The sequence below is a fragment of the Terriglobus sp. YAF25 genome (assembly GCF_052113305.1).
GTDB lineage: Bacteria > Acidobacteriota > Terriglobia > Terriglobales > Acidobacteriaceae > Terriglobus.
Map to the genome: position 1 here is coordinate 1 of NZ_JBFRCY010000046.1, position 10,857 is coordinate 10,857.

At 59.6% G+C, this 10,857-nt stretch carries 12 protein-coding genes; 5 read left to right on the forward strand and 7 right to left on the reverse strand.

Translation table 11 applies throughout. From position 1 onward, the window contains the following. From AB4043_RS03075 to AB4043_RS03085, 3 genes are all read left to right on the forward strand, one after another. Positions 1–621 (forward strand): hypothetical protein (locus tag AB4043_RS03075; protein WP_442306485.1); only part of this gene is annotated, 621 nt, incomplete at its 5' end. Further along, positions 608–1,591, forward strand: a complete 984-nt coding sequence (locus AB4043_RS03080; RefSeq protein WP_442300588.1) for an AAA family ATPase — start codon at positions 608–610, stop codon at positions 1,589–1,591. The genes AB4043_RS03075 and AB4043_RS03080, both read left to right, overlap by 14 nt. A 6-nt stretch (positions 1,592–1,597) precedes the next feature. Continuing rightward, positions 1,598–3,052: a DUF58 domain-containing protein gene (locus AB4043_RS03085; protein ID WP_442300589.1), complete on the forward strand. Its 1,455-nt coding sequence runs from the start codon at positions 1,598–1,600 to the stop codon at positions 3,050–3,052. A gap of 110 nt (positions 3,053–3,162) precedes the next feature. On the opposite strand, the gene AB4043_RS03090 is transcribed toward AB4043_RS03085, so the two are convergent. Next, positions 3,163–4,062: a stage II sporulation protein M gene (locus AB4043_RS03090; protein ID WP_442300590.1), complete on the reverse strand. Its 900-nt coding sequence runs from the start codon at positions 4,060–4,062 to the stop codon at positions 3,163–3,165. Between the two features lie 82 nt (positions 4,063–4,144). Between AB4043_RS03090 and AB4043_RS03095 the strand changes: the two genes are divergently transcribed. Continuing rightward, positions 4,145–4,996, forward strand: a complete 852-nt coding sequence (locus AB4043_RS03095) for an RDD family protein (protein ID WP_442300591.1) — start codon at positions 4,145–4,147, stop codon at positions 4,994–4,996. A 145-nt stretch (positions 4,997–5,141) separates the two neighbouring features. Here the strand turns inward: AB4043_RS03095 and AB4043_RS03100 are convergent, their stop codons facing one another. The 5 genes from AB4043_RS03100 to AB4043_RS03120 all read right to left on the reverse strand — a co-directional run bounded on the left by AB4043_RS03100 (position 5,142) and on the right by AB4043_RS03120 (position 9,491). Further along, positions 5,142–6,110, reverse strand: coding sequence for a class I SAM-dependent methyltransferase (locus AB4043_RS03100; RefSeq protein WP_442300592.1), 969 nt, complete (start codon positions 6,108–6,110; stop codon positions 5,142–5,144). Between the two features lie 338 nt (positions 6,111–6,448). Further along, a complete protein-coding gene (gene moeB, locus AB4043_RS03105) occupies positions 6,449–7,663 on the reverse strand; it encodes a molybdopterin-synthase adenylyltransferase MoeB (protein WP_442300593.1) in 1,215 nt (404 codons plus the stop codon). Between the two features lie 99 nt (positions 7,664–7,762). After that, positions 7,763–8,089 (reverse strand): MoaD/ThiS family protein, encoded by a 327-nt coding sequence (locus AB4043_RS03110; RefSeq protein WP_442306486.1) that lies wholly within the window; start codon positions 8,087–8,089, stop codon positions 7,763–7,765. Further along, a complete protein-coding gene (locus tag AB4043_RS03115) occupies positions 8,086–8,541 on the reverse strand; it encodes a M67 family metallopeptidase (RefSeq protein ID WP_442300595.1) in 456 nt (151 codons plus the stop codon). The genes AB4043_RS03110 and AB4043_RS03115 overlap by 4 nt, the downstream gene beginning before the upstream one ends. Then, entirely contained in the window at positions 8,538–9,491 is a 954-nt protein-coding gene (locus AB4043_RS03120) for a PLP-dependent cysteine synthase family protein (protein ID WP_442300596.1), read from the reverse strand. The genes AB4043_RS03115 and AB4043_RS03120 overlap by 4 nt, the downstream gene beginning before the upstream one ends. Before the next feature lie 79 nt (positions 9,492–9,570). On the opposite strand from AB4043_RS03120, the gene AB4043_RS03125 reads away from it, so the two are divergent. Then, the gene (locus tag AB4043_RS03125; protein WP_442300597.1) at positions 9,571–9,969 is read left to right on the forward strand and encodes a hypothetical protein; all 399 of its coding nucleotides are present in this window, start codon (positions 9,571–9,573) and stop codon (positions 9,967–9,969) included. Between the two features lie 366 nt (positions 9,970–10,335). Here the strand turns inward: AB4043_RS03125 and AB4043_RS03130 are convergent. Beyond that, positions 10,336–10,857, reverse strand: a 522-nt coding sequence (locus AB4043_RS03130; RefSeq protein WP_442306487.1) for an OmpA family protein, incomplete at its 5' end; no start/stop codon positions are given.

Below are 10,857 nucleotides of genomic sequence, written 5' to 3' on the forward strand. Positions count from 1 at the left end.
GCTTCAGTAGAGCCGATCACCAATCGTGGTCTGCACGACGATGCGAACCTGCGACTACTGATGGCGAGTATCGGAGGCACGGATCGCACGATTCTCTTCAACGAAGCCGATGCGCAGCCGTTACCGCTCTCGCCGTGGAGCAAAACCAAAGGCATCCCCTTGACCGCACTGGTGCTGCAGCTTCTGGCGGTGTTGCTCTTTCTCTTCCTGGCGTATGGATGGCGACACGGTCCATTACGGACATTGGCAACTACGCCGCGTACCTCACCGCTTGAGTTCGCCTATTCGATGGGCAATCTGTATCACAAGGCGGGTGCGGGAGAAGCGGCGATTGCAGATGCGCGTCTGCGCCTGATTCACATGCTGGAACAGCAGTGCGGTATTGGGCGTGAAACGGTGCGGGAGGGCGCGCCTGCGATTGCAGCTTCGCTACGCGAACGCTTCAACTATGACTCGCCCGATATCATCCCGCTTTTAGAAGAGACAGAAACATTGAAGCGGACTTCGCCTGCAGTCGCTCTTACGGTGGTCAAACGTTTCCATCAGGTTATGGAAGAGTTGGAGCAGCGGGTGTCTGTGAAATCCACGGCTTTCAAGGAGAATTTCTTTGTCCGAACATGAACAGTTGCTCCCCGAGGAGCAGATTGGAACCAATGCCGTCCAGGCTCTCTTCGAGCACGGCTCGCAGGAACTGGGAAAGGTCCTTGCAGGACAGCATGAGCTGATCGAGCAGGCGATGGTGACGCTGCTCGCCGGTGGACACGCCATTATTGAAGGCGTACCCGGCGTTGCGAAGACGCTGGCAGTGAAGTCGCTGGCGCGCTGGCTGGCGCTCGACTATCGTCGCATCCAGGGAACTCCGGACATGATGCCGGCCGATATCACCGGTACAAATGTTTTCATGCCGTCCCACAATGCCTTTGTCTTTCACAAGGGGCCGGCATTTACGCAGTTCCTGTTGGCCGACGAGGTGAATCGTATGCCTCCGCGCACGCAGGCTGCACTGCTGGAGTGCATGGAAGAGAGACAGATCACGGCCGATGGCGTGCGCCATGTACTCGATCCGTACTTTACGGTCTTTGCTACGCAGAACCCGGTGGAGTTTGAAGGAACCTATCCTCTGCCTGAGGCCCAGCTCGATCGTTTCCTGTTGAAGATCAGAATCGGGTATCCGTCGGAAGCTGAAGAGCTTTCGGTGCTGGAACGGCACCATGCCTCCGGCGGCCTGCTGGAACAGACACCGATCGATCCAGTCGATCCGGCCTGGATCTCCGCGGCACGGGCACAGGCGCGCGCCGTCGAAGCAGAGGAGCAGGTACTTCAGTATCTGCTGTCAATTGTTCGCCGCACGCGTTCGTGGCCCGCGCTGGCCCTGGGAGCTTCACCACGCGCAGCCGTCGCTCTGTTGAACACCGCGAAGGTGTACGCCGCCAAAGATGGCCGCGATTTCCTGCTGCCGGACGACGTCAAGGCGGCCGCGATTCCATGTCTGCGGCACCGCCTGCAATTGAAGGCCGAAGCAGAACTGGAAGGTCTTGACCCGGACCGCGTTTTGAACGACGTGTTGGCGGCTTCCCCGGTTCCCAAATAGGTTCGAATGCAGACGCTGATCCCAGAACCGGTTGCGGCATCCGCTACGCTGAAAAGCCAGCGTTGGCGCTTATTCGCATTTGCTCTTACGCCGCGCGCCCTGTGGCTGTTGACGGCAGGCGTGTTGTTTGCGATTCCCGCGTTCTTTCTGTCGCACACTCTCTGGATGATGCCCGTATGGGACGGCATCATTCTTGTGCTGGCTGCGATCGATGCCTGGCGTCTACCGAAGGCCGGCATCTTTACCGTCAGACGGCGATTTGTCCATGCACCGATGCTGGGTGAGCGGACGGATATTGTGTTGGAGATCGAACAGGCTGGGAGCGGCCGGATGCGTGTCGCGGTCATGGACGGGCTGCATCCCGCACTCTCGCTGGTTCCTCCGCTGCAGGCAATTACCATCTTCCGCAACCAACTGGCGGAGATCCGTGTCCCGACCTTTCCGGCCAAACGTGGTGAGATGAAGCTGGACCACGTCTATCTTCGTTACCGGTCGATCCTGGGCCTGGCGGAGGGTCGCTCGCTTGTGCCCCTGGAACAGACGATTCGTGTCGTGCCGCAGGCCGTCGGCACAGCCGACGATGTTTTTCTGATCCGTGCGCGTCAGATCGAGTTGGAGAAGCGGAGGCGAGGCCGCATCGGCCTCGGCCGCGAGTTTGAGTCGCTACGTGACTATCAGCAGGGCGATGAACTGCGGAACATCTCATGGACAGCGACCGCACGTCGCGGCAAACCCATCACACGCACCTTCCGCACGGAACGGTCGCAACAGGTATGGACTGTCATTGATGCCGGGCGACTGTCACGGACATCGTTTGAGTTGAAGGTTGGCGGATCAAACCATGGCAATTCGGCGATGGTCGGCTTCCAGGAGCGGGCGCATGATGACCGGTTGCACCTGCAACAGGTGGATCAGGCGGTCTCGGCAGCGATGCGCCTGTCTCAGGTGGTGGACCGCGCCGGCGACCGTAGCGCGTTGCTTGCCTATGGCCGGCGCATCCAGCAACAGATCTCCCCATCGAAGGGAGCACCACATCTGCGCCGTATGCTCGATGCCTTGTCGATGGTTCATTCGGAGCATGCCGAAGCAGATCATCGGCTGGCTGCGGCCCGCTTCCGTCAGCTCCAGACCCAGCGGTCGCTCGTCTTCTGGATCACCGAGATGGCGGAGAGTGCCTCTGCGCCTGACGTATCGCTCGCGGTTGCCGATCTCGCGAAGCGGCACCTGGTCGTGCTGGTGTTGCTCGAGCATCCCGAACTGACGGAGTTTGCACGGCAGCAGCCTCGCAATGCGACTGAGATGTTTGCCGTGACTGCGGCCAATGAGATGCTTGCGCGCCGCAGGCTGATCGTGGCGCAGCTACAGCGCCGCGGGGTCCTGGTGGTGGAGACATCTCCGGAAAAGGCAGGCATCGCCGCCATCAACCGTTATCTGGAGATCAAATCGCAGGGAACGCTTTAGGGCAGTTTTCCCTGTTGCTGGGTATCCCGGAAGGGGGTGCAGCGGCGTTTTCATTGCGGAAAACGCCCATAGATACGGGATCCCTACACTCCACCTACAGGAGAAATGCTTTAGGCGAGCGCTGGTTCCGAGACGGTATCCAAGGCTTTCTGGTCGCGGTTCTGTCCTAACCACAACCAAAGCAGGGTGAGCAGAGTGGCGGAGATGCCGAATTTGAGCGCCAGCGGCGCCTTGGTGGGTGAAACAAAGCCTTCCAGTGTGCCGGCAATGAGCAGCATCGGGATGGTGCCGGCGAGCAGACGGACGGCTTCGGTCCCGGCGAGCACGAGGGATTCACGGCGCGAGAGCAGTCCGGGAAACAGGAGACCCCAGCCAATACGCAGTCCTGCTCCCCCGGCGATGAAGATCGCGGGAAGCTCCAGCGCGCCGTGTGCTGCGACAAAACTCCACAGGCTGAGGGACATATGATGCTGCGCGCAGGCTGTACTGACGACTCCCATCAGCAGGCCATTATTGAACAGGAGGAACACGGTGAAGACACCGCCGGCGATACCTCCCGCGAAGGTAAAGAAGGTAACGCTGAGGTTATTTGTCGTGATCGCTGCCGAGGCGCGCGGCTTAATGGCGACCACGGAGTCGGTCCACATCTGATGTTTCTCGATGGTGCTCACCATCGATGGGCCGAGGAACTCCCGCATGAACTCCGGCCGCGCCAGTGTGAGCAGCGTTCCCAGCAGGGCTCCCCCGAGGAAGATGAGCAGGGATGCTGCCGTGAAGGGAAGCAGCCCACGGAAGATGCGTGGATAGTCATCAGTGAAAAACCGCAGCATACCGCGCAGTGTCGTCTTGCGGCCTGCATAGACGAGATGATGGGCCCGGCTGACCAGGCGGTTGAGGTATTCGGCGGTAGTTTTGGCGGAACGGTCGCTTCGGGCAGCAGAGAGGTCGGCGGCAGCCTGGCGGTAGAGCAGGCCGAACTCGGAGAGCTCCTCGGCGGTAAGGTGCTTCAAACGAAATTTCTCTGCCTGCTGAATCAGGAATTCCAATTTGGCCCAGGAGGCCCTACGCTGTTCTAACCAGGCATTCGAGATCATGAGCACCCATCAATATCGAGATCAGCTTAGCATCGACACACCCGAGCAGGTAGCACTCAGTTTTCCCGTGGCCGGCCTCGGCTCACGTATGCTGGCGCACCTAGCTGACCTGCTTCTTCAGGGTGGCATTTATATATTTCTGGTCATCGTCATCAGCCTGGCGTTTGCGTCAGCCGGAGGCGCCGAGCGGCTGAACCAGGTCTCAGACCGCACCGGCATGTGGCTGACGGCCGGCCTGATCTTCGTGAACTTTCTCTTCTTCTGGGGCTATTACACCCTGTTTGAAGCCTTCTGGAATGGACAGACGCCGGGAAAGCGTTTGAACCGCATCCGCGTCATTAAAGACACGGGCAGACAGATCACGCTCTTCGAGGCAATGGCGCGGAACTTCCTGCGGATTATCGATATGATGCCGACGGCTTACGTCATCGGGATCTTCACGATCGTTATCAGCAAGCAGAACAAGCGGTTGGGCGATCTGCTTGCGGGCACCATCGTTGTCCGTCAGGAGGAGACCGCAGGGGCTGGATCAGCCTATTCCAGCCGCAGCATTACGATCGCTCCCGAGCCCGCCCCGGTGCAGAATCATGCGATGCATGTGGCGCATGGCGTTGAGTTCGATCCATCTGTGATTGCAAAGCTCTCGACGGAAGATCTGGTCATGATCGAAGCCTTCGTCGCCCGGATTCCTGACCTGGATCCGGATACGATCGACCGTATCGGGTCGCAGATGCTGGCTTCTCTCTGCCGCAAGATGCAGATAGAGGTGCCGGCAACCCCCGGGAGCCGGCGATGCCTGGAAGCCATTGCGCATTCGTTGCGCGAGGTCGCGGTATATCGAAGAGGCTAGTGCAGTTCTCCTAAAGGTGTAGAGCGAAGCGTTTGCAGTTTGCGCCGTTTTCCTTCGAAGAAAACGGCATTCGCAGATTTCTCCAACACCACAGTATTAGGAGAATTGCTCTAGGGCATGCCCACGTCAGGCAACGCCATTTGCATCATCGAGCAGCGCGCTCAATCCAGAAGCTGTTGGGCCACACATTCTTTCCATCGAGTGTGGGTGCGTAGATCTTTAGCTGCGCGGGCATGCGTGTGTAGCTGTCTTTCCACGCCGGGAAGGCGGCCTCAAGCTCGTTCCAGTGTTCGTGCTGAAGTGCGCTTGCGGACCACATGACGCGGAAGGCCTGGTTGAAAGAAAGAAAGGCCTCGAGCATGTACTGCTCTCCCCAGAAGCAGAGATTGGTCATCACGAACTTCTGCGGGTAATCGTGCGGCGTAAAGATGTCGTGCAGGTGAACCAGGACACCTTCGGCGAGCTCAGGCAGGATGCGCAGGCATTCATAGAGCACGTCGCTGTCGACCGAGACTACGTGCGTGGAATCGATGAAGAGGATATCGTTGGCTTCGAGCTGATGAAAGAACTCGAGTGGGACCTGTTGTACCGGCTTTTCGATCAACTGGGTCAAGCCATCGATGCCATGTTTGAGATACGGCGCAGGGTGCGGTTCGATGCTGATCAACTCACCCGGGAAGCCCTCTTTCCGATTGGCACGTAAGGCGGCGGCCAGCACCATCGTGGTGTTTCCACTACCGATCTCGATAATGCGGCGAGGCTTGTTGCGGCGCACGAAGGCATACGCGATCTCTGCATCCACATGCTCGAAGAAGCCGTTGTTGAAGTGGAACGAGCGATGTCCATTGTTGGAGACCGAACTTTCAGGGAACTTGCACTCAGCCAGATAGGGCGCCAGATCCTGCTGCAGCCGTTGGATCTGCTCGTCGAAACGGAAGTCGATGCCGCTACAGGGACGGCGTTCTTTCCAGTCCTTACCGCGGAAGGAGTCCAGGTCCGGCACGGGAAAGTAAAAGTGTGAGGGAGTGACGCTAACGTGCAGACCGCTCTGAAGGGCGTGAAATAACGAGGAGAGCGTTGTCCGTACAGACGGACTGCGCATGATGCGATTCACCGGATGATCCTCCGCTGCGTGGTGATCCCGTCGCTGAGGCTCAACTGTGCGCGCGGCGCGGTATCCATCAACTAATGCTTAGTTGCTCTGGATGCCCCCGCGTTTACTTCGGGTTGCCCGGACGAAACCATGACGTTGCAAAACACCTTCGGTATATCGAGAAGATCTATAAAGTGAACAGTTTCCGGACATAGGAGGGGCCGGCATTTGACGTGATTTCCGGTCGTTCCAATTACGAGCACAAACAACGAAGAAGAGTAGCTCAGAGCACAAAAACTCCCGTTCAGAGCAGGATTTACAGAAGCTCCGAAACGGGAGTTTGATGAGCAGAGACTGACTTAGTACTTCGGCATGGTCGGGTCGATCTTCTCGGCCCAGGCCAGGATGCCCCCTGCGACGTTCTTCACGTTGGAGAAGCCGGCAGCCTTCAGCTCGAGCGCGGCCTTCTGGCTGCGCGCGCCGGAGCGGCAGTGGACCAGTACTTCCTTGTCCTTGTACTGCGCCAACTCGCCAAGCTTCGAACCGATCTCGCCCAGCGGATAGAGCGGAGCGCCCAGGTTCGCAATGCGATACTCATGCGGCTCGCGAACATCCAGCAACACGAAGTCATCGTTGCGGTCGCGCTTGGCCTTCAGCTCTTCCACGGTGATCTGCGGAATGCCGTCCTGTACGAGAACATCACCCACGGCGGCGTGCTGCGCTACTTCCAGCGGGCCGGTGGTCGTCGGCGGAGCGATGCCGCAGAATTGATCGTAATCAATCAGTTCCTTGATCTCGTGCGTTCCGCACATCGGGCACTTCGGGTTCTTGCGCAGCTTCAGCGTACGGAAGCTCATCGACAGAGAATCCACGAGCAGCAGGCGGCCGACAAGCGGCTCGCCGATACCGAGGATCAGCTTGATGACCTCGGTGGCCTGAATCACGCCGACCAGTCCGGGCAGAATGCCCAGTACGCCACCCTCGGCGCAGGACGGAACCAGACCCGGCGGTGGCGGTTCCGGATAGAGGCAGCGATAGCAGGGGCCTTCCTCCGTGGCGAAGACTGAAGCCTGGCCCTCGAAGCGGAAGATCGAGCCGTAGGCATTGGGCTTGTTCAGCAGCACGCAGGCATCGTTGACCAGGTAGCGTGTCTGGAAGTTGTCCGTGCCGTCGGCGATGATGTCGTAGTCCTTGAAGATCTCAAGGGCGTTGTCGCTGCGCAGCATGACGTTGTGCTTCACCACGTTCATGTACGGGTTCAGGTCTTTGAGCTTCTTCTCGGCGGAGTCGACCTTCAGCTGGCCGACAGTCGAGGTCGAGTGGATGATCTGGCGCTGCAGGTTGCTGGCGTCGACAACGTCAAAGTCCACCAGGCCAAGCGTGCCGATGCCGGCAGCGGCGAGGTAGTAGGCAAGCGGAGCGCCCAGACCGCCGGTCCCAACGCACAGGACCTTGGCGGCCTTCAGCTTCTGCTGGCCTTCAAAGCCCACCTCGGGCAGGATCAGGTGGCGCGAGTAGCGCGAGATTTCGTCGTTCGACAGTTCCGGGAGTGCGACTTCTTTCAAATCAGGCATGGTATGGTCCTTCGGCTGACTGAGCCGTAGAGGACCCGAAAAGCGGGTCCTTCGCTACGCTCAGGATGACAAGAAAAAAATGTCGGAAGGGGATGTTGTCTAACGACAACAAAGAGCGCGCGAAGCGCTTACGCCTGGACGGCCAGTCCGGCCGGCGCCGCCGGCGATGGAAGGAATAATGGTGAGCTCGTCAGCGGCGCTGACTGCGGAGGCCTCGGCGGCGGGCAGATAGCGGACGTCGTCATCGTTCAGGTAGACGTTGACGAAGCKGCGCAGCTTGCCGTCCGGGGTAAAGAGGTGATTCTTCAGCTCGGGGTGGGCGGCGACCAGTGCATCGAGCCCGGCCTGAACCGTGGCGCCGTTTACCTCCACGGTGGCTTGCTTGTCCGTGAACGCCCGGAGCGGTGTCGGGATGTTGATCTTCATGCGTTTTCTCCAACTGCTTTTGTGATCAGAATCTCTTCCTGCTGAAAAGCTTTGTCATCTTCCGTCGTGCCGCTGAGGTGAAAGGCATTGGTCAGATTGGCCTTGCCCTTGTCGACGCTGGTGATGACGTAACAGCAGCCGAACCAATGAGCCTCGGCGAAGTCGGTCGAAGACCACATCGCCGGATGATCTGGATGCGAGTGGTAAAAGCCCACGATGTCCAGGCCCTGTTTGCGGCCTTCGCGCTGAATCTTGATCAGCTCCATGGGGCTGATGTTGTAGCGATTGTGCGCGCTGTCGGTGCGGGTATTCCCGGCACGGACGATCGCGGAGACATGGTTGCCGTCATCCTTGGCATGGCCCAGCAGAACGCCGCAGCACTCATGGGGATACGTCTCCTCGCCGTGGGCGCGGAGGGCATCGTAGTCGGCTTGGGTGATGTGGAGTTTCATTCCTGCCAGAACCGTTCGCTGAGATATTTGTCTGCGGAGTCGCAGAGGATGGTGACGATAATGGCCTCGCGCCCGGCGGCAACCTCTTCCTCGGCGATGTGCAGCGCCGTGGCGACGTTGGCGGCCGAGGAGATACCCATCAGGATGCCTTCTTCGCGGGCGATGCGCTTCGCCATCACGTAGGCCTCTTCGGTGGAGGCTTCCACCAGGCGATCCGCGAGCTTGGGATCGTAGATCGGCGGAACGATAGCGGTGGGCATGTGCTTCAGACCTTCGAGGCCGTTGAAGGGCGAGTCCGGCTGCATCGAGATGCACTGGATCTTCGGGTTCAGCTCACGCAACCGGCGCGTGGTGCCCATGAAGGTGCCGGAGGTGCCGAGGCCAGCAACGAAGTGCGTCAGACGCCCTTCGGTCTGTTGCCAGATCTCGTTCGCAGTGGTCTTGTAGTGCGCCTGCCAGTTGTTATTGTTCGAGTACTGATCGGCGTAGAAATACTTGTCGGGGTCGCTGGCGGCCAGCTCCCGCGCCTTGCGAATGGCGCCGTCGGAGCCATCTGCCGGATCGGTCAGAACAATGTTCGCCCCGTAAGCGGCGAGGATCTTTTTACGCTCCGGAGAGGCATTTGACGGCAGGCAGAGCGTCACCGGGAAGCCCATGGCCGCGCCCAGCATGGCATAGGCGATGCCCGTGTTGCCGCTGGTGGCGTCAAGCAGGTGCTTTCCGGGAGTGAGCTTGCCCTCGCGCTGTGCGGACAGAACAATGTTCGAGGCGGGACGGTCTTTCACGCTGCCGCCGGGGTTTGCCCACTCGGCTTTGCCCAGGAGGACGATGCCGGGCAGCTTGGCTGTCAGGCGGTCCAGACGGACGAGTGGTGTATTCCCAACCCGATCGAGCACAGAGGTGCCAAGGGTAGAGGTGTTGGCGCCGGAGATTTTGGTTTCCGTCAGCAAAACTCTGGTTTCCGTTCCTGTCGCCGGGCGCTCCGAGGCGGGCAGCAATATGCGACACTGTTGTTGAGTTTATCCGCTTATGGCCAGAAAGACACAGCAGCAGCCCAGGTTCGACACCGTGTTGTCCACGCTGGGGAACCACAAGTTTGATGTTTCCGCCGGCGCCAACGGTGCAAAGCGCATCTCCAAGTACGGTTGCGCCGCCGAGATTCGTGCTGCAGCCGACGGAACCGCCGAGATTACGGCCCGTCCGGGCTGGCTGCTCAAGGGAAATATCGCCCGCCTGGTCGACAAGGGCTACCAGAAGTTCCTGAAGGCCGGTCACGTCGAGATTCCCGCCACGGCGGACAATCTGCGCGATCTCCACCGCTTCAGCGAGGAGCTGAAGGAGTCGATGGGCGCTCTGGTGCTATACAACGAGGCTTTGGGCACCACCAGCGATCGCTACGTCTACGACCGCGTCCTGGGTCGCCCCTAAGTCGACGGGACAAACGCTCGTTAAAAGCAGAGGAATTTTAGACCGGCTCGCGACTGCGCGCCGGTCTTTGTGTTTTGAGGTGACAGAGCATTCCCCTGCGGGATATCCAGAGCAACAGGGAAAGGCTCTAACGGCAGCCCCGGAGCAACTCTCATGCGCCCGCTGCGCTATCCTGGCGCCCAGGCTTGCCGTAGCAAGAAACTTGTTTTAAGCAAAAAAACGGCCCTCCGGGAGGAGGGCCAATCTGCCTTGGTTCTCTCTGGTTAGGAGAGCTTGGTGTGGACGCGCTCTTGATTGGCAGCGTTCCAACGATCCTGATGGTTCGCGGCGGGCTTTAGGAGCCCCGCCGCGCTCTGGGGGAGAGACTTAGCGGTTTGAGGTGTCCGGCGTCGAGGTTCCGGTAACCGGTGTTGCGGGAGCAGCGGTCGCCGACGTCGAATCCATGCTCGCGATGCTGTTGTGCATCAGCGATACGTATACGCCGTTACGGATTGGCTTCTCCTGACCCTCTTCAGCCTTGGCGGTGTTACGGCCGAGGCCACTTCTATAGATGCGATAAACCGGGACCTGGTGCTCGGTGACCAGGTAGCGTACGACAGAATCAGCCATTGCCTGCGAGCTTGATACACCAGAACCGCTGTAACCCTGCACTTCGATGATGTAGCCCTTCTCGGTGGCGAGCTTCTCGGCCATGGCATCGAGTTCAGCCTTGCCCTTCGGTCCGAGCTTCGTGCTGCCCTTGGCGAACGGGATGGCGGAGTCGCTTACCTTGTTGAACTGGTCGAGGTTCTGGACGGTGCCATGCAGAGCATCCGTACGGGTGCTGGCAGTGGAGGCAACCTGGTTGGCCTTATCGGCACGGTTACCAGCGTCTGCTGCATGCTGGTC

Coding starts and splice junctions, on each gene's coding strand:
- AB4043_RS03095 (WP_442300591.1), top strand. CDS start 4,145: ATGAGCACCCATCAATATCGAGATCAGCTTAGCATCGACACACCCGAG.
- AB4043_RS03125 (WP_442300597.1), top strand. CDS start 9,571: ATGGCCAGAAAGACACAGCAGCAGCCCAGGTTCGACACCGTGTTGTCC.
- moeB (WP_442300593.1), bottom strand. CDS start 7,663: ATGCCTGATTTGAAAGAAGTCGCACTCCCGGAACTGTCGAACGACGAA.
- AB4043_RS03115 (WP_442300595.1), bottom strand. CDS start 8,541: ATGAAACTCCACATCACCCAAGCCGACTACGATGCCCTCCGCGCCCAC.
- AB4043_RS03085 (WP_442300589.1), top strand. CDS start 1,598: ATGCAGACGCTGATCCCAGAACCGGTTGCGGCATCCGCTACGCTGAAA.